Origin of the sequence: Mesorhizobium sp. M1D.F.Ca.ET.231.01.1.1 (assembly GCF_003999155.2) — a bacterium.
GTDB lineage: Bacteria > Pseudomonadota > Alphaproteobacteria > Rhizobiales > Rhizobiaceae > Mesorhizobium.
In genome coordinates this window covers 42191-65732 of sequence record NZ_RZOZ02000010.1, presented here as the reverse complement: position 1 = coordinate 65732, position 23542 = coordinate 42191, and the positions used below count along the sequence as shown (strand labels likewise).

Genomic DNA, 23542 nt, shown 5'->3' with positions numbered 1-23542 from the left:
GCGATCATGACCGGCTCGGCCTCCGAGCTGGCGCGTCGTCTTGGCGATCATGCCGAGGCGGTGTGCCGCGAATATCTCACTAACGGCCATCGTTCGGGCAATCACTGGATCGTCGGTGACGTGCGCAACACGCGCGGCCGCTCCATGCATGTGCGGTTGAGAAGCAACGCTAAAGGCCCGGCGGGCAAGTGGGTGGACGAGGCGACGTCCGAGTTCGGCGATCTCCTCGATGTCATTCGCGAAAGCTGCGGGCTTATCAAGTTCCGCGATGTCGCGGACGAGGCGCGCCGCTTCCTCGCGATGCCTCGACCGCCGGCGCAAGACCCCGGCGCGGAGCGCCAGCCAGCCGCGGCACGCGGCTCCTCCGACGCAGCGCGTCGCCTGTTCGCCATGTCGCGGCCAATCGCCGGCACGCTGGCCGAACGCTATCTTGCTTGCCGCGGCATCCTGCTCGCCGCGCGTGAACGCGCCTTGCGCTTCCACCCCGGCTGCTACTACCGCGATCTCGTCACCGGCGAGACGCAGACCCTGCCGGCGTTGATCGCGGCCGTCACTTCCCTCGACGGACGCTTCACCGGCCTGCAACGCACGTGGTTGGATCCGAACGGCAACGGAAAGGCGCAGGTCGCCGACCCCCGCCGCTCCCTTGGTCAACTGCTGGGAAACGGCATCTGGTTGGGCCTTGAACCCGGTGCTCCTTTCCCGGTCATGGCCGCCGGCGAGGGTTTGGAGACGATGGCGTCGCTCCGCACCCTGATGCCGACGCTGCCGGTCGCCGCCGCAACCTCGGCCAATCATCTTGCCGGCCTGACCTTCCCGCCTGGCTGTCGTCGCCTCTACATAGCGGCTGACGCGGATGCCGCCGGCCGGCATGGAATCCGGCGTCTCAGCCAGCACGCAGGCGAAACCGGCATTCTCGCAATAGTGCTTCGCCCGCAGCTCGGCGACTTCAACGACGATCTGCGCCATCTCGGTGCGACCCATCTCGCGGCATGGCTCAGCGATCAGCTCGCCCCGGAAGATGCCCGTCAGTTTCTGATGTCCAGATGAATGGCGCTCGCCGGCAGGCGGGCAGGGGCGACGTCACCGGAAGCCTCGCCGCCATGGCGGCAGTCTGCCGGAAAGGCCACGCCCGCGGCCTGCCTGAGAGGCGATCCCTGCCACCCCCCGGCCGCGGCCGCAACGGCTGCGCCGTCCTCCGCTTCGCTCCGGCCTTCGGTGCGGCCGCGCCCGGTGCGCGGCCGGGATGCGCTGTCAGGCCGCGATAGGCGCGGCCACAACCGACGGAGACACGCCATGACCTACGAGCTTCCTTTCGATGACGGCTACAAGCCCTACCACGCCTCGTCGCCGACCGACCGCGTCATCCTCGAACTACAGATGTACGGCCATCGTCCGCATCAGGACGAGCCCGATCCAAGACCGCTGCCGGACGACGAGGTGATCCGGGCCGGCCTGGCCGGGATCGTCGAGACCTTCGCCGGCATGCTCGGCGACACCAGGCTCGAACCCGACCTCGATGACCTGCTCTGGTCCTTCACCAACGTCTTCCATCGCGCGGCCGAACGCGTCGCCCGTAGCCTCGACCGCAACGAGGAGGCGCAGCGGTCGAGCCAAGGCGAGCAGGATGGCTCGGAAGTGAAGTCCGTGGAGCTGGAGCGGCTCACGGCCGAAGGCATCACCTATATCGAGCGCCGCAACGTCCTCGAAATCATGCGCGACGAGGCCGCCGACCTCTACGAAGCACAGACCGGCTCGGCGTGGCGGCCGCGCACCGGCTCCAAGGTCTCCCATCAGGCGATGACGGCGGCGGTGATCGACAGCCGCGACTTCCTCGCCGCGCGCCGTCGCGCCGAGACCGAGGTGCTGGTGCCAGCCGGCACCAGGATCGCCTTCGCCGGCGGCCTCGACTGCAACGATCACGATCGGATCTGGGACGCGCTGGATAAAGTCTGCGAGAAGCACCCAGACATGGTACTGCTGCATGGTGGCAGCCCACGCGGCGCCGAGCGCATCGCCGCCTGCTGGGCCGAGAACCGCAAGGTCACGCAGATCGCTTTCAAGCCGGACTGGAACCGGCATGCGAAGGCCGCCCCATTCCGCCGCAACGATCAGCTGCTCTCGGTCATGCCCTACGGACTGATCGTCTTCCCCGGCTCCGGCATCACCGAGAACCTGGCCGACAAGGCTCGACGCCTCGGCATCCCCGTCTGGCGGTTCACGGAGGGTGGCGCGTGAGCGCCGCTTTCATTCCCCGCGTCGAAGAACCCGACCCGCTCGCGGTCGGGTTCTTCGCGTGTGCACATCCGTTCCGGTCAGCAATCCGGCGGGGGCGCGGTGCGAAAGAGCGCAGGATGGAGAGTGGCCAAAAGTCCTCCGACACGGGTCGGGCGCGCCGGCCTCCGGCCGGCCGGGCTCTACTCGCGGCGTGCCGCCGCTCCCCGAGCCGGGCTTCGCCGTCTCGGCCTTCGGTGACGATCCCTCGCGCGGGAGAGGGAGAGGAGAGCCGGGCCGGGCGGTTGATCTGAGAGAAAGGAAAGCGACCAATGACGATGATATTCCTTGGCGGTTCGCGTGACATCTTCGAGCTGCCGGTCCTCGCGATCGAACGCATCGGCGCGATCGTTGCGGCCGAGCACGGCGTACTGATCGGTGACGCGCCGGGAGCAGATGCCGAAATGCAGGGCCTGCTCGCAGGCTATAATTACGAGCATGTCGGCGTCTTCCATGGCGGCCCGGAACCGCGCAACAATCTCGGCGACTGGGCTGCCTATCATGTCCCGCCGGTGGATGGCGCAAAGGGCTTTGCCATCCACGCCGCGAAGGATCGGGAAATGGCCCGCCGTGCCGACTTCGGCCTGATGGTCTGGGATGGCGCTTCGCCCGGAACCTGCCTCAACATCCTGCGCCTTGCCGTGATCGGCAGCCCCTGCGTCGTCTACGACACGATGCGCGGCACGATGGGAACCGTCCACACCATCGCGCACTGGCGCGCCATGATGCACAATGCCGGTCCGGACGTTCGCGGCGAAGTGGAAACCCGGATGACGGCGGAGGAGCACGTTGCTGCGGCAACCTGATTGTCGCAAGCCGTGCCGACCCGACCCACGAATGAACGGCGCGAGCCGACCCGCCCTGATCTGTGCCGAAGGCCGACCCCTTGCGAAGCCGCCTCTCGCGGTCCGCCAGCAGTCCTCGGGAACATCCCATCTGCTCATGGCACGAAGGGCAGCGCAGTTGCGGATCAGGCAGCGCATTTACGGCGGCCACGCCTGACCCTGGGATACCTCGCCGGTGCGGGACCAGAGCAACACCGACCGACGCCGAGCGCAAAACCCGGCGCATGACGGCGGACGCCTCCGGGTTTCCCGGCGCGGGGCGTCGTTCGTGGGACTGGCGATGGCGGGCAGATCCGCAGGCGGGGGGCAAACGCTTGACCGCGACCGTGGTGCCTGGCGTGAAGGATCTGCGATGGTGGCCGGAGGCATCGCCCTTCGCTCACATCCGGACCATTCCCGTGTCATGTCGCCTTTGTAGTGGACCGCCTGCTTTTGCGGTCAACCCCCTTTGGGGGTACGCTCGGCAAGAAATTCAGGAAAATTCGATTTCGATCTTTTTGTTTGTGGGCCAGGCACTTTCCTTCCCGCAAGCGGGACCCTTCGAAAGTGCGGCCCGCTCTCTGCGGCAAATAGAATTATCCAGAATTTCTTGCCGAGTGACCGCAGCAGGACGGCCCCCTCCTTTGGCGCCATCGGGAATGGTCCCGATGCAACCGAAGGAGAAGTACCATGGCCACCACGATCGCAAACCTCACCGCCAAGGCCGACGGCTCAATGGAAGGCGTGTTCGCCACGCTGCGGGTCAACGCCCCGATCACCCTCATCCCGAACGCCAACAAGACCCGCGAAGATGCTCCCGACTACCGCATCGTCAACAAGCGCACGGGCTTCGAGATCGGAGCCGGCTGGCATCGCATCTCCCAGCGTTCGGGCGAGGAATACCTCTCGGTCAAGCTGGAAGCCCCCGAGATCGGCGTGATCTTCGGCAACCTCGCTCCCGCCCCCGGCGGCGACGAGAACAAGAAGGTGATCCTGTGGAACAACCCGCAGTGAACCGCAGCGAGCCGGCTCCGCAAGGGGCCGGCTCTCTTTCGCTCCACCCGATCAGGAGGCTTCAATGAGCCGCTACACCACCACCGTCACCAGCGACACCCACTCCGATCTCGACGCCGTGATCGGCTACGATCCGCCGCTGCGCACCTTCTTCCTGCAGGCGTTCCCCGACCAAAGCGGCGACGACCTCGCTTTGTGGCTCGGCACCAGCGACAGCGAATACGAAACAGTCGCTGCCCTGCACACGGCGGCGCTCGCCAAGGGTTTCGACTTCATGCCGCTTCGCGACGACGTCGCACTGTTGCTTGCAGAAGATCTCGCCAAGGCCGCCGACCGACAGCCGCATGACGGTCCGCTCGCAGCGTTCCTGCGGCATCTGCAATCGAAGTAGCCACGAAAGAGGCCCGTGCTGGGCAAGCGTCCGGCACGGGCCTCTTTTTTGCCAACCCGGGCCGTCTCCGTCGAACGTCATCACAACGCTGACCTGTCACGGTGGTCACGTTAGCGCCTCACACGGGGCGGTGCCGCGCCTGCTTCTCGGTTTCCGGTCGCATATCCGGGCACGGGGTGTCTGCTCAGGTCGTCCCATGGTGCCATGGCGCTCCGAAGGCCTCAAGGACGAGCGGTCCCCCCAAAATGCTTGCGCATTTCGGCTCCCCCACTCGCCGCCTCCGGCGGTCGCTGCGCAATCCTTGACCCCTCCGGCCCGCCATCGCCGCCAGCGTCGTCCTTCACAAACATCAAGGAGATGACGATGTCGATCGATCAGCACATTGAAGAACTTCGGGCGGAGCTGCGAAACGCCGTGGATCCCGACGAGCGGCGCTGGATCGAAGAAGAACTTGCGATGGCGCTGGCCGAGCGCGAGGCGATCTGGGCCGGGCAGGAAAGCCTCTTCAGCAGCGATCCGCCCTTCTAGGGCGTCGCGCATTGGGCGCGCTTGTCGGCCTCTGCCGTTGAGCGCGTCCTTCACGGCCTTCGCCGGCACGAAGGCCAACTTCTTCGAGGCCGCGATCTTGATCGTTCCGCCGGTGGCCGGATTGCGGCCTTCACGGGCCGGCGTCGCCTTCACCTTGAATTTTCCGAAGCCGGGGATGTTCGTTTCGGCCCCGCTCGCCGCCCGCGGACGCAATCTCCTTGAAGACGCTGTCGACGATAGCCTTGACCTGTGCCTTGGTCAGGTTCTGTGTTGTGGTCGGCAATCTCGGTTGCTGTCCTCATATCGGGCGGTCTCCTTTCAGCTGGATCAATCCTTTTCCTATGGCGACGGGTTCGCCGCGGCGGTGGGGCCACGCTTAGGTTGCAGCGCGCATCCACTGAAAAGCGCGGGATTCCTGGCATTTCGTCACTTCGAGCGGGGTCAGGTAAGTCCGCTGTCGCGATATCCCTTGCGGCGCTTCGTGCGCTCGAGCCGGCTGAAGGCGTTGGTCGCGGCGTCATCGCTGTCGAACGTCTCCATCATCGACTGACCGTTTGTGCCGATCCTGCCCCAGTTGCGGATGACGGAAGCGCCGCCGAACAAGGTAGGCTGGATTGCGAGCATATAGAAACGCCGCATGTTCCGTGACGGGTCGATGCGGCGAAGATGAACTGGCCCTGTTTTCTCGTGATCCATGGCCAGAGTCTCGCTTCCTTTGGAAGCGGCGTCCAACGACATTGCTGAATCGATCCGGTTCGACCGATTCGTGGAGATGATGGATCGCAGCGTCGGCCGACGCATGGTTGGCTTGTCTTCGGTAAGGAAGCGTTGGGCGAGGCCCTTCGGGCACGGCTCTACTCGCGCCCCAAATGGCGCTCCCGGAGCCCGCAAGCGGTCTCCGCGCATTCGCGTGACGATCCTCTCGCGAAGGTCGGCCCGCCGGCGCGCATCCTCGACGACTGCAGCGCGATGCGGGCGCGTGACCGGCAGGTCGCCGGGGGGCGGACACTGCGCACGCCAGGATTTGCCTCTTTATGACTGACCTGAGCGGTCGCGTTCGCCCACCAATCCTTCGATCATGCCGAGCAGGCTGGATGCCGTCGATGCCGGCATGTCCAAGATACGCAACATCAGCTTCAATTTGTCGTCGGCTTCCTCCCGGGTTTGCCCGAACAGGTGAGGGGCTGCTGCGTGAATCATCTCCACCGGCGAACAGTCGAGAATTTCGCAAAGATGGATCAGCCGCGTCGCCTGGAGCTTGGAGAAGGCCCGCTCATAGCGCGCGAAGATGGTCTCGTGCAGGCCGACCATTGTACCCATCTGCGCGCGGTTAAGCCGCTTGGCGTCGCGGTGCTCGCGGATGAACTGGCTGAATATTTGCTCCATTTCGCCAAAGCTTCGAATACCCTCAAAGCCGGGCTTCCTGTAGATCGGCTTTTCCGATTCTTCATCGGTCGTTTCGACGAGCCCCTGCTCCTCGATGTATTTTTGAACATCCTTGATCGCCATGGCGGCGGCTTCTGCCCGTTCCCTGTTGCCCAAAAATGCGCGTCGGTCTGACCTGCGCATTCGCCCCTATCGGCTCAATTCATTCGAAAGCAGAGCCAATTTGACATTAGTAGCAGAAAAATTAGCCGCGGATCAAATCACCGTCTTCCTCAAGCGCCGATCTCATCGAGGTATCTGACGATCGCCGCTTCGATAATCGCCTGCATCGACGTTTCCGTGTTGAACGATGCCAGCTTCAACCGGCGTTTTGTCTGCCGGTCGAGACTTACATTGACGAAGAAGTTTTCTCCCTTCACCCGTTCGCGCTTCACCCGCCGCAGTGCCTTTCTTGCCTCCTGCCGCATGTCGACTTCGACCTCCGGCTTGCTGCTTGGCGGTTCCGGCGATCTGGTCGCTATGTCTTGTTGGCGCACGTTGACGGGGTCAGCGGCGATCTGCTTTCGAGGCGCTGTCGCGAACTCAGCAAGCGACAGGTTTTCCCGGCGGCTCATTCCACTTCCCCATTTTCGCCGCCAAGGTTGAGAAGCGTATCGATCTCTTCGACGACGCTCCGCGTCTCGCGGCGCGCCTTGGCGACTGCCTCGGTCAAATCCTGCATCTGCAGCGTGCCGATGCCGTTCTGGATGTCCTTGTAGACGTTGCGCTCCATCACCTCGGTCCGAAACAGATAGGTGCCGACCTTGCCCTCGATGATCGGACGAATCTTGCGATAAAGCTCGGTATGACGAACAGTCAGCGAGACGCGCGTCCGCAGCACGCCATGCCGGCAATCGCAACCGAGCGCGTCGTTGACGCGCAGGACGGACTCGAAACAATCGATCGCCCCGAGCACCTCCCGCTTCGATGCCTGGATCGGCGAGATCACCAGGTCGGACCATCCGATCACCGGATCGACTATCGCGGTGTCCTCTCCCGGCGTGTCGATCAGAACGTAGTCAAAACTGTCGGCGGCACGATCCAGAAAGGCGCTAACCGCTTTGGCGGTCTTATGGCCAAGGACATCGATCCCCTCTGCCTGCGCTTCCTTTTCCCGGCAGTCGCTCCACCACTTGGTCAAATTGCTGCGGGCATCCATGTCGACCATCGCGACGGTCAGGCCCCGCAGAGCGTACTCGCCGGCAATGTTCATGAGCGCGGTGGTCTTTCCTGCGCCACCCTTGCCGTTGATGGCGGAGATCACGGTCGGCATCCTGCGTTCTCCTACTAATATGTGTTTCTACTCACACACGAATCCATGTCCGTGGAGATGTGGATTCGTATGGCTCCACGCTTACACGAGTGTAGAAATATAGAGTCGTATTGACCATAGAAAAATGGAGTAGAGGCGATATTGGCGTCAAATCACTGTCTTTTTGAGTTGGCAGGATACGGAAAAATGTGATACATTTTTCCTGACAATCGAGGGACAAGCCCTCGATCCGCGGCCTGCGGCCGCAAAGGCAGGAAAGATCGCCGATGAAACCGCCGAACGCATTGCGTTCACGACGGGCCGCCAGACGGGAAAAGGTCGCCCACATCCGCTTTGCGGAGGATGAGATATCTGCCGTGGAAACCGCTGCAGAACGAGCGGGGCTTTCCATTTCGGCTTTTTTCCGGTCGCTCTCGCTCGAGGGCGCCGGTGTCCGGCCGTTCATGAACAGGGAAGATCGGGCGATCCTCGAGATGCTCATCCAGGACATGCGCGCCGTCGGCGGCAACCTCAATCAGATTGCCCGGGCCCTTAATGGAAGTCGGTCTGTGGCTGGCTCGGATCTCAAAGGAGCAATCGACGATGCCCGCGCGATCGCAACCACGGTTGCGGCCGAGCTCGCTGCGATGACGAAGCGCGCCGGGGCTGCCCGGCGCGGTGAGGCGACGTGATGGAGTTCTTCCTGGGCGCCTTCGAGCGGGATTGGGAGCGCCGGCGCGCCGCGCTGCTGCACGAATTACAGATGGGCGAGCACGAAGATCTCGACTGGGACCGGCCGCGAAGGGGAGGGGTTGCCCATCTGCCGGCGGGTGTTGGTGGTTGGGGCGGCGCGCGGCGGCAGGGCCGCGCCGTTGCATTCCGCGGAACCGGTGGCGGCCGGCCAATGCATGCTCGGTTTGCGGCGCTCGCTCGAGGAAGCCAGCCGGCGGTGGTCAAGCTTGCCTCCTATGGCGGCGGCATCCGGGCGGCAGCCATGATGAGCTACGCCTCGCGTTCCGGTGAACTCCCGGTTGAGAACGAAAAGGGCGAGCGCATCATCGGCAAGCAAGCGCTCGCCGAATTGCGCGGGGACTGGGAGCATCTCTTCGACAACCGCACCGCCAGCCGCGATGTGGGCATGTTTCAAGCGTCTATTACCGCGGCATCGGTCGCGGGCATGGACGATCGGGAGGAATTTGCTCGTGAGGCCTTGAGAGCAGGCTTTGGCGAGCGGCGCTTTGTCTACGCCATTGAAGAGAAGAAGGCGGACGAGCTCGAGGTGCGGGGCGTCGTGGTGCTGCGCGACCCAGGCGGCGAGCGCCTGACCGCTGACGCCAAGGCAACGGCGATCGTCCAGGAGAGGGTAGACAATTCCGATGTCGGACGGGAAGCGAAAGTCCGTTTCCGGTTCCGCGGTTACGGCAATGGCGTGGAATTCGCAACGGCGCGGGTACGAGATCTGGTCGAGCGCATGCAACAGGGTGGCGTGCGAGATGAGACGGCCCGCATCGTCGGAGACTTCGAAAAAGCCGGCGACCTGGTCCAGAAGGAATGGCGGCGGGAGCTGCACAGCCGCAAGGGCAGGGACGTCATGCATCTCATCGTCTCGGCACGCGCCGGCACAGATGTAACGGCATTCCAGGCCGCGGTGCGCGATTTTCTTGGTGAGCAGTTTGGCGGTCACCGATACGTGTTCGCACTGCATGATCCGGCCGACGATCCGAAGGAAATGGGGCAGGGCGGACAGCGTCCGCATGTCCATGCCCATGCCATCGTCACCATGCGCTCTGAGACGGGTGATCGGATCGTGACCAGCCCGCAAATATTCCGGCAATGGCGTGCGCTGATGGCCGAGAAGGCTAGGGAGCATGACATCGACATGGAGATGACCGACCGCCGCGAATTTGGCAATCCACCGGCATATGCGCGCAATCAGGTGCGGCCGGTGAGTTACGCCGGGCGGACCGAGCACGAAGGCACGAGCAGGGCCGCGCAGGTCCGCTATGATCGCAAACGTACCAACCAGCGGTCTGCGGCCCGATCGCCGAGCAGCACCGACTACGCTGTCGAAGCGGTCCAAGCCTGGGACGAGGTCATGCGCGGAAGGCCCGAAAAAGCCGTCGCGGACTTTGCGACCGAGCAGATAGATCGCCTTCAGACGGCATTAGGAGAGAGTCAAATCGACATCGGGAAATTTGAAAACTCGCATAATGCTACAAATTTGAAAGCCAATATGATAGAGTTAGAGAAATTGGTCGCAGCCGGAGGCCTGCCCATGCATTCGATGACACGAATGGAATTCGAAGCCTATGAAAAGCGCGTCGAAGCAGTGCTCGCAACCGTCGAGGCCGCCATCGAGCCGGTCGAGAAAAAGGATTTCGACGAGATCGCCGCGACGGCACGCGAGGTGGTGGAAATCCGTCGCGAGTATCTGGAGCTTTCGGAGCGAGAGGCTCAGGCCGAGCGTCTCGAGGCTGCTCCGCAGGGTCAGGGCGAACGGGACGCGCCGCGGCCTCCGCAGGATGCGGTCAAGTTCCAGATGGCGGAGCGGGCCGGTGCTGACGGCGCAGTAGAAGGAAAGGTGAAAGATAACCCTGATCAGAGGCGCTTCGATAGCGAGGCACGCGTCTCGCGGGACGATCTCTTCGACAGTGCAATCGCTCGCCATGGCGAAAGGGCTGTGCGTGAAGGAGATGAGATCTTGGCCGGGTATGATGCTGCCGCCCAATCACTTGAGCGCGCCACGACCAGGTTCTCGAACGAGTATTCCGGCAGTGACCTATCCGATGACGAGCGTGCAACCATTCGCGCTGACTATCTTGCGGCGTCAAGTCGATATGACGCCGTGCTTCAACGCTACGCCCGGGAAGCACTCGACGGAAACACCTATCTCTACGAACAATCGAAGGGAGAGGAAAACCTGCAGAAGGCGCTGAAGGAGGAGGCTCAGCACCGTGCTTCCCAGCGGGCGATCGACATGTACGATCCTACAAGGAATCTCCCTGCACGACAGCATGACGAGCAGATGGTGCGAGCCGGTGACGAGTTGTTCGCCCGCATCGACGCCGCAAGGATCGCCGCTTATCGCCTTCACGAGCCGGAAAATCGCGACAGCCGATCACCCGCTTCGAGCCTTGCCGAAACAGAAGCCGAGCGTGACGCCCGGATTGCAAAATTGAGCGAGGCGGAGATCCGATACGCCGATCTGTTGCGGGAGGCTGCCCGAGCCGCGATCGACGGCAACGGCTACATCCGCGATATGGCAACGATCAGACACGATCTGAACAACGAAATCCACATGGAGAGCCGGCGCAGAGCGGAAGCTGAACAGGAACGTGACGATAACGTACGGGTTACATCTGGACGGTCTGAACCGGGCAGCCGTGCGGCGAGGTTGAATGAGGAGTACCGGGCGGATCCGCCACAACAGCAGGTTCCGCGCTTGCGCGAGTTGGAGCGTGAAGTCGAGCAGCGGCACGACCGCGAGCGTAGCGAGCAGGAACGCTAGGTCAGGACAATGAGGCAGCATTGGCACATTAAACCACTTCCGCCGCCCGACGACAGTGCTGATCGTCCGGATGGCTTTGTGGGATTTGCACTGTTGGCTCTGATTGTCATCGGCCCATTGATTTTGTTCGGGCATGAGCTGGGTGCTATGGAGACGTGGCTGGTCGACGTCTACAAAGCGGTCGAAAGCTGGCTTTCACCCGTTCGGGATTGGTTTTTGGGCTAGTAGCGTGCATCTCCATTGTATTTTCCGGCAATATGCCCTAAATTTGTAGGCACATTGCCGGAGTTGAACCATGGCCACTGCCATTGCTGTCATTGAAGAGGTGTCACGCAAGCTCGGGGGACCGAGCGTGCTGGGAACAGATGTTCGTTCTCAGGCAGATCTCGCCATGATCGTCCGTCGCAGATTGCCCTTGGCCACCTTGAAGGGATTGTCGCTTGCCGGCCTCAGCGAGCAGGAGATCGAGCGCTTCGTCATCCCGCAGCGCACCCGTCGCCATCGGGCCGAGAAGAACCAGCCGCTGACTGTGGAAGAGTCCGATCGCGCCGTAAGACTGGTTCGCATCCAGGCGCTGGCGGAAGAGACCTTTGGGGATGCAGCAAAGGCCAATCGGTGGCTGCGTAAGGAGCTCGGCGAATTGGGTGGCGAGACGCCTTTGAGCGTCGCCCAGACCGAGGCCGGCGCCCGCGTCGTGGAAACCATCCTCGGGAAGATCGCCTGGGGCGCCGCCGCCTGATGCGGTTGTGGCGGCTTTCGAGCCTCCAGTATGCGAATGCGATGGACGGCGGCTACGGCCTGCTGTTCGATGGCCGCTGGAATACGGTCGGGCATCCAGTCACCTACGCCGCCACGTCGCCCTCGCTCTGTATCTTGGAGAAGCTTGTCCACGTTGAAGACCCGGCATTGTTGCCGGCCCTCGCCATGGTGGCATACGATATCTCGGATGAGATACCGGCATCGCATCGATCCGTCCGTGACCTTCCTGCAGATTGGCGCCAGCAGGAAGCCATGACGCAGCGCCTTGGCGACGAATGGCTCACCGCAAATGACACGGCGCTGCTCTTTGTTCCGTCGGCAATCGTACCGATCGCGGATAGCCCGGACCGCAATGTCCTTATCAATCCACGCCACTCTGAGGCCGCAGCGGTTCAGATCGCGCGCGTCGAGCGATTCGAGCTGGACATCCGGCTGTTAAGGGAATGAGATGGGAAATGACCTTTTTATTTCAATGCGTTAGGTCGTTACGCCAAGACTGAGGCAAGTGACGCACCAACCCCATACAGATCATCGCTTTACACAGGTCAGCGCCCCCGGACAGACTTACCCAACAGAAACCGCTGCACGCTCAACCCGGCCAACAGAACGTAAGGCGGCACGCCAAGCGAATAGTGACCACAGTTCAATTCCAAAATATTTGGCCTAGCTCCGGCGTCCTTTAGCCTCTGCATGAACCTCTCCGAGAGTGCCGGCAACACCACTTTGTCTCTCTTGGCCAACACAGCGTGAAGTTCGAGATCAGGGCGTGCCAAATTATGTGCGTAATTCTCCAGGTTAAGTGGACCCCAGGCCCTTCTGAGATCCGTCACCTCAATCTCAGGCTCAAGGCTATCGCGTATCAATCGTGTCGCGCGACCCGTCCAAACCATGTCCGCCAGACTCCCCGCCGTCAGAAACAGCGAGGCTTTTGACACGGCTTGGTCGCGTGCAGCAATCAACCCCGCGACCCAGGAACCCAAGCTCATACCAAGAACCGAAATCTCTCTATAGCCTTCGCTCTTCAACCAACGGATGAGCTTTCGCCCATCCAATACTGCCTGCCTTATGGACTGGATCGTTCGACCGAGATTGGGGCTAAGCATATAGTCGGCGTGGAGGGAGCCGGGACGGCTGCGCTCGAAGTGATAAGGCATGGCAATCTCGACAACGGTGATACCACGCCGGGAGAAAAAGTTGGCAATCTGACGGTTCCGCGCGCTTGCATTCCAATGGTGAAAGATCACCATCGCTCGATCGATCGACCCGCTTTCTGTGACTTTCGCCCACACAACATTGTTCGCTGCGATATCAGTCGCAATGTCCGAGGGAAACTTTAGCCACCCATCTTTCCTTTCAAAACCCTGATCGCTCTCACTCGGCTCATCGAAAAAGGCTGGATCGGCCACGGCCTGGTCGGCAAGCACACAAAACTCCTCGATGCTTGCAATCTTCCCCGCCCCCGGAAAGGCGCGGTCCGCGTCAAGGATGAAATCCGATGTCCTCTTCCCTTCCTCACCGCGTCGAGCACGCCGCTCATCCCAACGATCAAGCCAGCTATGATACACTGTGATTTTTTCCTAACTCGCTCGCTCGCCATCGCCCAAATCCGGGATCAAATAAGCCGTATGTCGCGAGCAGCACTCCAACGCCCAGAAGGATCGAAAAGCCAGCAAATGCACCGATCAGCAAGTAGCTAGCAACGAGTAACGCCAAGACCGCTGACATCTTCCACAAAGGCGCTTGAATCCGACTTCCGAAACCTAAACGGATGGTCCCATACACAAAAACAACGCAGGTCGAAATAACGATAAGAAAGCTGCTGTAATGCGTCGGCATCCTATACGCGATCCCGTCGCTCACGTCGTTGCCGCCATATAAGGCTGAAGACATATCGCCGACCAACCAAGCCACGATATTTTCTCCACGCGATGTCAGGTAAGCGCTTTGGGCCTTCATGCATATGGCGATCAGAACGCCCAAAACAGTACATCGAAAAATCCCACGCATCACCCTGAGGCCGACTTCATTGACCTCACGTTGGTAATCCGCCTCCGACCCGCTTTTCGATGCCCCGCCAATTGTCCAAAGATCATGGACAACCGTGTAAAGCAAAATGAGACCGACAAAGAACAGATAAAAGCACAGGCACATATAGAAGTAAGCGAGCCCGGTGAACACGACCTCTTCTGGCACCGATATGAGCTCAGGGCGCACAATCGCCAACTTGCCCCAGTCCGTCGCATAATTGCCACCGCCTTTCATCAGCGGGAGCAAACACACGCCGATCCACTGAAAAAGACCGGCGAACACCACACAAATCAAAAAAACCGCCCAGTATGAATACGAAGAAGCGTCTACGTTGTGCGCCCATGCATCGTCGTTCCTGATCCGGTCGCCCTCCGTTACAAGCTTTAAGCGCCCCTCATTTTTCCAAAAGACAAGCAGCTCTGTCACGAATGCAAAAAACAGGGGCAAAAGCACCATGAACAGGAATGTCCAATTCGGCGCCCAAAGAAACCCAACCTGTTTAACGAGGCCTGCCCGGACGTAGGTAGCGTCGTGAATCCCCGTAATATACGACAAAAACCCAAGAGCGGCGGCACCCGCAAACACCGACGCCGGTAAATTCAACGGAGATCCGCGACTAAAAAGCGCTTCCGATCTCCCCGCCAAACTGAAACGCTGCCTCGGCCCCTTGGCGTCAGGATCCCGTGCCAGCGCCTCCGGGGGGTCTGAGTCGTCTTCGAAGGTCGTGGCCTGAGCCATATCTGGAACCGCCAGCGCAACATCGCTTCCGGCGCTCTTCGATTCTCGTCTCTTGGCCGCTAACCGCGATTGCGCGGCACTCAGCTCCATCTGCCATTCGCTGGTAGCCACAGGATCATCGCAGCCAAAAACCCTTGCCAGCCAACGGATGTTGGCAGCGCTAATTCCCTTCTCGTTCTCTTGAAACCAAAGCTGCACTGTTCGCAGATCGACCCCAATCCGGTTGGAATCAATTTGTGTAATCGCTTCTGCAAGAAGCTCGGGCGTCCATGGGCCTGCAGGAAATCCATCTTTGCCCAATGGCCGGCCAGCACCCGCAGCGGCTAATCGTTTAAATAATTCTTTGAAATCACTCCCGTCTCTCGGTGGAGGGAGAAATAACTTTCCATTTTTAAACAAAGACTTGCAGGCTCTGATTTCGCTTCGTTTCGTATCCTATCGTGCCATCGCTCCTGATCAACGTATTTCTCGACTCGATGCAACGGGCGAGGGGCGGGCCGCGAATCACTCGGAGCAGGACAATGGCTGTTGAACTGGCATGCAGCAATGGAAAGGTGCAGGAGGCAGACGCAGTCGTCGATCTGATCGCGGCGCACCGCCGCGCCATTTCAGAGCTGGAGTGTCTCGGGAAACGTATGATGCACGCCGGAGAGGCCGAGGCGGCGCTGATCGGGCCACGGCTTGACGCCATCTTCGCGGACGAAACGGTTATTCGACGGCAGGCAGCGATGGCGCCGGTGGCCGATGTCGGCGATCTGAAAGATGAAGGCCGAATATTTCGCGCGGCTCATCTTCCTTCGGAGCTGGCAAGAGGATGGCGGCCCTTGAGAATAAGGGGATACAGCCTGACGAGATCAGCGGGAATGTGATTTCGTCGCCATGGCGCGCACTAGAAACTTCCACTGGCTACGCATGGTTAGTGACCGCGGACTCGCCCCATCGAAGACGATTGCTGAGCTCGACCGGATAGGCGCTGCCAATCGGAGACTTCAGCGAATCTTGCGCTTGCGCTGGCAACCGATCAGATTGCCGCTGACTTGGATTATCAGACGAGATATGCGACGGGCGGTTGCCAAGCTGATCGCAGCTGAGCCCACGAACGCGCCGGACGCTTGCGATAAGATACTTGGTGTCGCGGCCGTCATGATCGCCACTGGCGCCGACATCGATGACGAACAACAAGCCCGGCTTCTTGCGTCCACGGCACGCTTCCGGGACGAAGTCGCGGAACTGCTTTGCTCGAAGCAACCGAATCCGAAGCCAGGTTCGCCAGGCGGATCAAGCGCTAACGCCGGAGATTGAACCAGTGCCGGGACACGGACCCGTCTTTGGCAGAAATATCGAAGTAATACGGATCCCGGCGTGACGGGCGAGGCATCGAAATCGTATCACTGCATCCTTCGCGACGGCTGCATGTATTGCGATCCTTCTGGACGCACAGACTCAGTTCGCTGCGCGTCCCGTGACCGACCTCGGAATATCCGACGCTCCACCCGGCCGGACAATCAGCGTATTTTTCGTAGCCGGGCGAGCCGGCGCCTGCTTCGGGGCAGGTGGGCCACGAGAAACCCCAGCCGCTCATGGCCGAGATCAATCGATCCATGGGCGGGTGGCAGGCAGGCACGCCATGCCAGGATGGGTTTGATGACGACGCGCACAAAAGGACTTCGCAACCCCACTCGCTGGCCTGTGTGCCAACAACGCTGGCTGCTAGTGAAGCGAGGGTAGTTGACGCAAGGATGATAGTGGATCCGATGGGGCGCATGGTCATTTTCTCCTGGGCATCCAAGTTCAGTGGTCGGCTCGGCGCGGCCGTTTATGCGCGTCGGCGAATGGCGGAGAGATTTCTCGTCCGCGCTCCGCCAGCAAATTGAAGTCGGCGATCGGGCGTCTCTCAAGCGTTCGATCGACGGCCTTTCCGCGCCACTCGTCCATGTCGAGCACGTAGGTGGCCCACATCCCATAGCGAGCTGCCATGGCTTGGCGTTGCCACGTGGCGTACCCAGGAAGGGGAGGGGAGGCGACCCGCGCCCAGCCGACGCGAAGCATCTCGACAGCGAGGTCGCGTCCGCTCATGGAACAGGAACCGACATAGGTACCGTCCGAATCGAACGCAGTCACCCGACACGTTACCTGATCGTCGCTGACCGCCCTTTTGAGCCAGGCCTTGGCAAGGGGACCGCACGGCACGGGCTTCAGCGCAGTCTTCTTGCCGTATCGGGTCGGGTCGAAGGCCCACTGAGGTAGTTCGCACACGTCGATGCCGGCAAGACGGACTTTCTCGGCCGATCCCGGAAACCAGAGTGTCCGTCCATCGATGATCGCTACCCGGCCGGTGATTGCTTTAGAGACCGCTTCACTGGGCAGCGAGGACGGCGTAGTCCGCAGACCGACGGCATCGGCCGACCAGCAAGGGGAGGTGGCAACCGACACCGCGAGAAGAGCAGCAAAACAGGTCGCCTGCATTCTCATTGGGCTGCCGGGCTCCGTGCCACGGCACGGCCGAGCAGGATCGCTGGGTGCTGCACGTCCTTGAATTGCCACAGGCCTGCACGCTTTTCGCGCGCGACCTGCTCGGCAACCGCATAGGCAGGCGAATAGGGAAGGCCATCCGGCTGCAGGGCAGCGAAAGCATAGCCGGACGTGATCATCAGATTGCCGAGATCCAGTCGGTCGGCGCCAACCGCGGCGTAGCAGACGACATGGGCAACGTTGGCAATCGTCGCCACCGGCGCGCAGACCGGCTTTGTGTCGGCAATGAATGCCGCCATGACGGCAAGGGACGCCTCGCCGCAATCCTCTCGATGGCCGGACCGATCCGTGTAGAACGTGCCGCGAAGGCAAGCTTGGACGCCATAGAGATGGTACCTGGCGCCAGCCTCTGTCCAGCTGTCACCGCTCTCGAGCGCCACGCCGGGCCGGAGGTTGAAATAGCCTGCGGGGGCGGCGGCCACAGGCCCCGAAATCACGGCCGCCAATACGACAGCGAGCGATCTCATTTCGTCTTGATCCGGGGATCTGCCCACATGCCGTAGCCGCCACCCCGGCCAATCTTTTCTGCCTGCTCAAGATCGGGCCGCGCGAGGCCTCCGCCCGGCTTCCTGGCAAGTCGATGCGTGCCGAGCGATACCAATTGCTCCTCGAACATGTCGACCGTGTCGAGACTGCCGGGGTAGTTGTAGTAGCCGTAACAGGTCGCGTCCTGGATAGGCGCGTTGGCTTCGCTGACGAAGGCGCGGCAATAAATCACCTTTGGCGACTTCAATAGTGTCTTGAGTCCCTGCTCGGCATAGTCGGCGCAGCTGCCGGCGAAGTTCTCGCGACGGTTCACCATGTCGCCCTCGCAGGGCTCGATACCGAAGAGGTGGACGGTGATCTTGTCGTCGACCGCGAAATCGGTCGGCGAAACCGTTTTGAAGCCACTGGCTGAGGCGAAGCCTCTACGATCCGTGACGCCGCCCTTGCCGTCGTAATATTCGATGACCAGCACGGTTTTCCCCGATGCGGCGAGCGAACGGATATAGGCCTGGTCCACGGGACTCGCGGCAAGCGCCGGCATGGCCATCAAAAGGGACAGACCAAGGCTGCTGAGGCAACGTTTCATAGGGACCGTTTTCCTCGGTTGCGGGCGGCGGGGCGAATTGCAATGTGCTCTTTTCGCATTCTCGACGCAAGAAAAAATCATAGGCAAATTGACATTCTTTTTTATCTGACATACCGATTCTTGCATTCGACGTTCCTGCCTCGGATGATCTGGAATGGCCTTGTCACGTTTTCACTCGCAAGTTTTGCCATACGTCGCGCCAGTCCTGCTCGCGACCATAGGAATGCATTCCGCCGGCTCGGCACTCTCGGCAGAACAAAGGCATGAGACTGCGCAATCTACCGTCAGGTCCGCTCAAACTGCTGGTCCAGAGACCGATTCCGAAGCAGTGGACAGCGTCTTTCGCAATCGTTGGCTCGATGGTGCCCGGCAATACGTTGTTTCCGCAGATGGCAAGCTTCAAACGGCAGATGGTTCGCTTGGTGACGTCGATGTGGGAAAAGCGACGATTGCCGGGACTGCCAATGATGGCTCTGGCCAGCAGAGTCAATTTGACCTTTCTACAATCAAGCCTGCATTGCCATGTGGCCCATCACCTCTAACGGCAGCGGAAATTGCTCGTCTGGTGGTCGAGGCGGCACAAAAGTACCGGGTCGATCCCGCTTTCGCGCTCGCCGTTTCGACGGCCGAGAGCCGTCTGGATCGCGATCGCAATTCGCCCAAGGGCGCTCGCGGGCCGATGCAGCTCATGCCTCCGACCGCAGATTTTCTCGGGGTCACCGACATTTGCGATCCCGCTGCGAACATCGACGGTGGGGTCAGGTTGTTGAAGTCGCTGTTCGAGACCTACCGGAATCCGCTGATCGTCGCGGCTGCCTACAATGCGGGCGAGACCAACGTCCAGAAGTACGGGGGCGTGCCGCCATTCCCGGAAACCGTCCGCTTCGTCGCCGAGGTGATCAATCGCCAGATCGGACTGCCCCTGCCAAGGGCAAAGGACCAAGGCACGAAGGGGACTTTGACCCAGAGAATTGACGACGACGCCGCGGCCGGCGTGCTTGCCAATGCCAAACCGCGCCAGTGGGTTGGCGGCGTCATGCAATTCTAGAAGGAGACCGACATGAAGAACCACATCCTCTCGCATTTGGGGTCGCCCGCCGCTCGGCCCGCGTTGCTTCTGCTGATGGTTGCGGCATTGGCGGTCACAGCTGCCGAGCCGGCGCTTGCCCAACAGACATCGGGCGCGTTCGCACCGCTGGAAACGGCCGTCCAGATGATCGTCGATTTCATCACTGGACCTTTCGGGCGGCTGCTGGCGATCATTGCTGTGATCGGTCTCGGCTTCCTCGCCTTTGCCGGGCGGCTCTCCTGGTTTACGGCCGGCGCTGTCGTGATCGGTATCGGCCTTGTCTTCGGCGCCCCAGCGATCGTCGACCAGATGATCTCGGCGGTGGGGAAGTGAGCCATGAGCGACCTCTCCGACGACAGGCCGTATCTTACGCCGCTGGTCATCGGCCTAACGCGGCCGCCGATGATGTGGGGCATACCGCTCACTGCCTTCTATCTGATCATCGGCCTCACGCTGATCACTTTCCTGGTGACGACCAGCTTCTGGGCCGCGACGATAGCGCCCGTCGCCTATCTGGCGCTCTTCGCACTCACCAGCCGCGATATCCGCATCCTTGACCTCGCCCAGGTGGCTGGTCGCCGCACACCGCGGACGCCGAACAAGCTGTTCTGGGGCACGAACTCTTACGGGCCATAACCATGCTTACTGTCGTTGCCGACGAACTGGGTTTCGGACGCGAGCGCCGCCGCGAACGGTCGATCGCCTCGCACATCCCTTACATGCGCCACCTTTCCGATACCGTCATCGGTCTCGAAAGTGGTGCCGTCCTCAGCGTCATCAAGCTCGATGGGTTGTTCTTCCAAACCGAGGACCAGGCCGAGCTCAACATGCGCGCCAGCGTGCAGAACACCTTGATCCGCGCGCTCGGATCAAGCCGCTATTCGCTCTGGTCGACGGTGATGCGCAGGCAGGTCAAGCCGGAGCTCGGCGGCTCGTTCTCCGATCGCTTCTGCGACCTTCTCAATCAGCGCTACTCGGCGGTGCTTAGCGAGAAGCGCATGTTCGCGAACGAACTCTATTTGACGATCGTACGGACCGGCATGCGCGGTCCCTTAGGAACCGCGGAGGCAATCTCAAGGCTGTTCGATCGGTCCACGCGGCCGCAAGTACGCCGGCAGCGAACCCATGAACACATCAACGAGCTGGAAGAAGTCGTCGGCAACGTCACACGCGAGCTGCAGAAATACGGCGCACGTGCTCTCGGCGTCACCTATCGCGACGACGAGCCCTATTCCGAGCCGTGCGCGTTCTTCAACGCCATACTGACCTGCGGCCTGTCGCGGGACATGCGGCTGCCCCGGATGGGAATCCGCAGTTATGTCGGGACCTCGCGGCTGCATTTCTCACGACGAACGTTGCAGGCGCAGGGTCCTACGGACGCCGACAATCGCTTTGGCGCGATGCTGTCGATCAAGGAGTATCCGCCGTTTTCGGGCCCGGGCATGCTCGACGGCCTGCTCCAGGTCAATCACGAGTTCATTCTTACCCAGTCCTTCACGCTTGCTGACAAGCCAGTCGCGCAGGAACGGATTTCACGCCTGCAGCGGCAGATACGAGCTTCCGACGAGGCCGGCAGCACGGTCGAGACGGACATCGATTTTGCGCTCAACAGCCTGGTCAATCAGGAAGCAGTGTTCGGCTATCACCATTTCAGCCTGCTTTGCCTGTCGCGCGAGTTGGCCGGGCTCGACAAGGCGGTCTCGGAGCTTGGCGCCTGCCTCACCGACATGAACGTCAACTGGCTGCGCGAGGACCTGAACATGGAGGCGTCCTTCTGGGCGCAACTGCCGGGCAACCATGCGTACATCGCGCGCTCCTGCATGCTGTCCAGCGCCAACTTCGCCGGCTTCTCCTCCATGCACAATTTCGCGACGGGTCAGGCGTCCGGCATCCATTGGGGCCTGCCGATCTCGATCCTCGAGACCACGTCGCAGACACCCTACTGGTTCAATTTTCACCAGCGTGACGTCGGGCATTTTCTGGTCACGGGCCCGACGGGATCCGGCAAAACCGTCGCACTTACGTTCCTGCTTGCGCAAGCGTTTCGCATCTCGCCCGAGCCTCGGGCAGTGTTCTTTGACAAGGATGAGGGCGCCTCGATCTTCATTCGCGCCGTCAACGGCAACTATGAGGTCCTGCAGCCGGGCACGCCGACCGGTTTCAATCCGCTGCAACTGGAAAACACCCCCGCGAACCGCGAATTCCTGGTTCGTCTTCTGAAGGCCATGCTGTCGCCTGCGGACGGTCACGGCTTCTCCCAGGAAGAGGAAGACACGCTCGAGCGCGCTATCAGGCGCATTTGCGAGGAGCCGGTCGAGCAGCGGACGCTCGCCAATCTGTCCGGGCTTCTCATGGGGCGCTCACGCTCGGCCGCCAATGATCTCCAGTCGCGGTTGAGGCCATGGTTCGAAGGCGAGAAGGCATGGCTCTTCAACGCGCCGCACGACGCACTCTCCTTTTCCGGCAGGCGCATCTTCGGGTTCGACATGACGCATATCCTCGATAATGAAGACGTGCGCACGCCGGCACTGATGTATCTGTTCCACCGCATCGACGAACTGCTCATAGGCGATCCGGTCCTGATCTTCATGGACGAGGGCTGGAAGCTGCTGCAGGACCCAGCGTTTTCCAGCTATATCGTCGACAAGATGAAGACGATCCGCAAACTGAACGGGATCGTTGGCTTCGGCACCCAGTCAGCCGCGGATATAGCCCGCGCGCCGCAATCGCACACTTTGATCGAGCAGTCGGCGACGAATCTGCATTTCCCGAACCCGCGCGCGGATGAGGAAAGTTACATCCGACGCTTCGGTCTGACGGCCAAGGAATTTGCCTTCATCCGCAACACGCCGCCGGAGCGGCGGACCTTCCTCATCAAGCATGGCAACGATTCCGTCATTGCCCGGCTGGACCTTTCGGCGATGCCGGACATCGTCAAGGTGCTGTCCGGCCGCAAGGACACGATCGAAGCCTGCGCGGCGCTGCGTACGCGCCTTGGCGAGGATCCGGCGGCGTGGCTGTCCGAATTCTGCGGCTGGGGGAGGGCGGCATGATCCGACGAATTCCCCTGTTGCTCGTTCTTCTCGCGACGCCGGCCGCGGCCGATATTCCGACCATCGATGGAACAACACTGGATGAGCGCCAGGACCGGAACGACAAGACCACCGAAATCGACAAGGTCGATCGCGATCGCTACACCACCAATGAAAGCGTCACCTGCGCGGTGTATCGGCCAGGCCGAAAGGATGATCCGGTCGCCGCGGCCAACGCGAATCCGTCAATCGCAGGCATGGTGAGGCGCGTCGCGCGCGAAGAGGGGATTGACGAGAACCAGTTCCTGGCGCTCGTCTATCAGGAGAGCCGCTTCAATCCTTGCGCCAAGTCCAGCGCCGGGGCGATCGGACTGTCCCAGCTCATGCCGGGCACGGCCTCGGACCTCGGCGTCAATCCTTACAACATCGAGCAGAACCTGCGGGGTGGCGCACGGTATTTCAAGCAGCAGCTTAAACGCTTCGACGGAAACGTCTCGCTGGCGCTCGCCGCCTACAATTCCGGTTCGGGAAATGTCGAAAGCTACGGCGGCATTCCGCCTTTTCGCGAGACGCAGGATTACGTCCGCGTTATCACGCAGAAATGGCTGCCGGCCTTCGGCGGGTCTGACAAATCGGGCATTCCTTTAAACTATGGCGGCACGAGCACGGCCTATGAAGGCATGCGCTCGAGCACCATCAATTCGATGGGACTAACAAGCGCCACGGGCGACGGGTCAGGCGATGTCACGTCCTGGTTCCAGCAGTTCGGTGCGAAAGCGACCGGCACAGTGCAGGACAGTTGGGACCAGAATTCCGGCGCCCGCAACGCCAACATCGATATGCTCAATCGTATGATCGGTCTCGGCGCCAGCCTGGCCGATCTCGTCAACTCCAGAAATGCGGTCACCCTCAGCGACATTTCCGGCGCCAGCCGCTCAGGCCGTTACCAGGACGGTGACGGCGGTGACAATCGCGCCATTACCGGCTTCTGCGACGATCGCACCGGCCTGGTCTGGAATCCCGAGATCAAAGCTTGCGTCCAACAACTCAACCAGAACGCCGAACTGCTCCTCGTTCCTCAATGACTGGAGATTCC

General features: G+C 61.4%; 27 protein-coding genes and 1 pseudogene. 17 read left to right on the top strand and 11 right to left on the bottom strand.

The window, feature by feature from the left end; genetic code table 11:
• The first annotated feature begins 6 nt into the window (after positions 1-6).
• The 6 genes from EN874_RS23975 (at position 7) to EN874_RS33820 (ending at position 5031) form a co-directional block, all read left to right on the top strand.
• Complete coding sequence (locus tag EN874_RS23975) at positions 7-1050, top strand: toprim domain-containing protein (RefSeq protein WP_127426884.1); 1044 nt, start codon at positions 7-9, stop codon at positions 1048-1050.
• 246 nt (positions 1051-1296) lie between these two features.
• On the top strand, positions 1297-2238 hold the full coding sequence (locus EN874_RS23970) for a DUF2493 domain-containing protein (RefSeq protein WP_127426883.1): 942 nt from the start codon (positions 1297-1299) through the stop codon (positions 2236-2238).
• Between the two features lie 308 nt (positions 2239-2546).
• The gene (locus tag EN874_RS23965; RefSeq protein ID WP_127426882.1) at positions 2547-3080 is read left to right on the top strand and encodes a hypothetical protein; all 534 of its coding nucleotides are present in this window, start codon (positions 2547-2549) and stop codon (positions 3078-3080) included.
• Positions 3081-3788: 708 nt separating this feature from the next.
• Positions 3789-4112: a DUF736 family protein gene (locus EN874_RS23960; RefSeq protein WP_085462449.1), complete on the top strand. Its 324-nt coding sequence runs from the start codon at positions 3789-3791 to the stop codon at positions 4110-4112.
• A 64-nt stretch (positions 4113-4176) separates the two neighbouring features.
• Positions 4177-4503 carry a hypothetical protein gene (locus tag EN874_RS23955; protein ID WP_127426881.1) on the top strand — a complete coding sequence of 109 codons (327 nt, stop codon included), beginning with the start codon at positions 4177-4179 and terminating at the stop codon, positions 4501-4503.
• 363 nt (positions 4504-4866) lie between these two features.
• Positions 4867-5031, top strand: a complete 165-nt coding sequence (locus tag EN874_RS33820; RefSeq protein WP_168247570.1) for a hypothetical protein — start codon at positions 4867-4869, stop codon at positions 5029-5031.
• Positions 5032-5064: 33 nt separating this feature from the next.
• Here the strand turns inward: EN874_RS33820 and EN874_RS23945 are convergent.
• The 5 genes and pseudogenes from EN874_RS23945 to EN874_RS23925 all read right to left on the bottom strand — a co-directional run.
• Positions 5065-5333 (bottom strand): annotated as a pseudogene (locus tag EN874_RS23945) (HU family DNA-binding protein); the annotation flags it as partial.
• A gap of 139 nt (positions 5334-5472) precedes the next feature.
• The gene (locus EN874_RS23940; protein ID WP_348631741.1) at positions 5473-5655 is read right to left on the bottom strand and encodes a WGR domain-containing protein; all 183 of its coding nucleotides are present in this window, start codon (positions 5653-5655) and stop codon (positions 5473-5475) included.
• Positions 5656-6063: 408 nt separating this feature from the next.
• The gene (locus EN874_RS23935) at positions 6064-6540 is read right to left on the bottom strand and encodes a helix-turn-helix transcriptional regulator (RefSeq protein WP_127426878.1); all 477 of its coding nucleotides are present in this window, start codon (positions 6538-6540) and stop codon (positions 6064-6066) included.
• 149 nt (positions 6541-6689) lie between these two features.
• Positions 6690-7031: a hypothetical protein gene (locus tag EN874_RS23930; protein WP_127426877.1), complete on the bottom strand. Its 342-nt coding sequence runs from the start codon at positions 7029-7031 to the stop codon at positions 6690-6692.
• On the bottom strand, positions 7028-7729 hold the full coding sequence (locus EN874_RS23925; RefSeq protein ID WP_127426876.1) for a ParA family protein: 702 nt from the start codon (positions 7727-7729) through the stop codon (positions 7028-7030). Before EN874_RS23925 ends, EN874_RS23930 begins: the two co-directional genes overlap by 4 nt.
• A 266-nt stretch (positions 7730-7995) precedes the next feature.
• Between EN874_RS23925 and mobC the strand changes: the two genes are divergently transcribed.
• From mobC to EN874_RS23900, 5 genes are all read left to right on the top strand, one after another.
• Entirely contained in the window at positions 7996-8400 is a 405-nt protein-coding gene (gene mobC, locus EN874_RS23920; protein WP_127426875.1) for a plasmid mobilization relaxosome protein MobC, read from the top strand.
• Complete coding sequence (locus EN874_RS23915) at positions 8400-11216, top strand: hypothetical protein (protein WP_127426874.1); 2817 nt, start codon at positions 8400-8402, stop codon at positions 11214-11216. The genes mobC and EN874_RS23915 overlap by 1 nt, the downstream gene beginning before the upstream one ends.
• A gap of 9 nt (positions 11217-11225) precedes the next feature.
• Entirely contained in the window at positions 11226-11441 is a 216-nt protein-coding gene (locus EN874_RS23910; RefSeq protein WP_127426873.1) for a hypothetical protein, read from the top strand.
• 70 nt (positions 11442-11511) lie between these two features.
• Complete coding sequence (locus EN874_RS23905) at positions 11512-11955, top strand: antitoxin Xre/MbcA/ParS toxin-binding domain-containing protein (protein WP_127426872.1); 444 nt, start codon at positions 11512-11514, stop codon at positions 11953-11955.
• Entirely contained in the window at positions 11955-12422 is a 468-nt protein-coding gene (locus tag EN874_RS23900; RefSeq protein WP_127426871.1) for an RES family NAD+ phosphorylase, read from the top strand. Before EN874_RS23905 ends, EN874_RS23900 begins: the two co-directional genes overlap by 1 nt.
• Before the next feature lie 98 nt (positions 12423-12520).
• On the opposite strand, the gene EN874_RS23895 is transcribed toward EN874_RS23900, so the two are convergent.
• Entirely contained in the window at positions 12521-13540 is a 1020-nt protein-coding gene (locus tag EN874_RS23895; RefSeq protein ID WP_127426870.1) for a dienelactone hydrolase-related enzyme, read from the bottom strand.
• On the bottom strand, positions 13530-15140 hold the full coding sequence (locus tag EN874_RS23890; RefSeq protein WP_127426869.1) for a hypothetical protein: 1611 nt from the start codon (positions 15138-15140) through the stop codon (positions 13530-13532). Before EN874_RS23890 ends, EN874_RS23895 begins: the two co-directional genes overlap by 11 nt.
• Before the next feature lie 122 nt (positions 15141-15262).
• On the opposite strand from EN874_RS23890, the gene EN874_RS23885 reads away from it, so the two are divergent.
• Positions 15263-15610 carry a hypothetical protein gene (locus EN874_RS23885; RefSeq protein WP_127426868.1) on the top strand — a complete coding sequence of 116 codons (348 nt, stop codon included), beginning with the start codon at positions 15263-15265 and terminating at the stop codon, positions 15608-15610.
• A 37-nt stretch (positions 15611-15647) separates the two neighbouring features.
• Here the strand turns inward: EN874_RS23885 and EN874_RS23880 are convergent, their stop codons facing one another.
• From EN874_RS23880 to EN874_RS23860, 4 genes are all read right to left on the bottom strand, one after another.
• Positions 15648-15923, bottom strand: a complete 276-nt coding sequence (locus tag EN874_RS23880; RefSeq protein WP_127426867.1) for a hypothetical protein — start codon at positions 15921-15923, stop codon at positions 15648-15650.
• A 609-nt stretch (positions 15924-16532) separates the two neighbouring features.
• Positions 16533-17207, bottom strand: coding sequence for a thermonuclease family protein (locus EN874_RS23870; RefSeq protein WP_127427007.1), 675 nt, complete (start codon positions 17205-17207; stop codon positions 16533-16535).
• A 2-nt stretch (positions 17208-17209) separates the two neighbouring features.
• Complete coding sequence (locus EN874_RS23865) at positions 17210-17740, bottom strand: thermonuclease family protein (protein ID WP_127426866.1); 531 nt, start codon at positions 17738-17740, stop codon at positions 17210-17212.
• Positions 17737-18345, bottom strand: coding sequence for a hypothetical protein (locus EN874_RS23860; protein ID WP_127427006.1), 609 nt, complete (start codon positions 18343-18345; stop codon positions 17737-17739). The genes EN874_RS23865 and EN874_RS23860 overlap by 4 nt, the downstream gene beginning before the upstream one ends.
• Positions 18346-18499: 154 nt before the next feature.
• Between EN874_RS23860 and EN874_RS23855 the strand changes: the two genes are divergently transcribed.
• The 5 genes from EN874_RS23855 to EN874_RS23835 are packed head-to-tail and all read left to right on the top strand — an operon-like array spanning position 18500 to position 23531.
• Positions 18500-19393, top strand: a complete 894-nt coding sequence (locus EN874_RS23855; RefSeq protein WP_127426865.1) for a lytic transglycosylase domain-containing protein — start codon at positions 18500-18502, stop codon at positions 19391-19393.
• Between the two features lie 12 nt (positions 19394-19405).
• On the top strand, positions 19406-19747 hold the full coding sequence (locus tag EN874_RS23850; protein ID WP_127426864.1) for a TrbC/VirB2 family protein: 342 nt from the start codon (positions 19406-19408) through the stop codon (positions 19745-19747).
• A gap of 3 nt (positions 19748-19750) precedes the next feature.
• Entirely contained in the window at positions 19751-20050 is a 300-nt protein-coding gene (locus tag EN874_RS23845; protein ID WP_127426863.1) for a VirB3 family type IV secretion system protein, read from the top strand.
• A gap of 2 nt (positions 20051-20052) precedes the next feature.
• Positions 20053-22467, top strand: coding sequence for a VirB4 family type IV secretion/conjugal transfer ATPase (locus tag EN874_RS23840; protein ID WP_127426862.1), 2415 nt, complete (start codon positions 20053-20055; stop codon positions 22465-22467).
• On the top strand, positions 22464-23531 hold the full coding sequence (locus tag EN874_RS23835) for a lytic transglycosylase domain-containing protein (protein ID WP_127426861.1): 1068 nt from the start codon (positions 22464-22466) through the stop codon (positions 23529-23531). Before EN874_RS23840 ends, EN874_RS23835 begins: the two co-directional genes overlap by 4 nt.
• Positions 23532-23542: the final 11 nt, after the last annotated feature.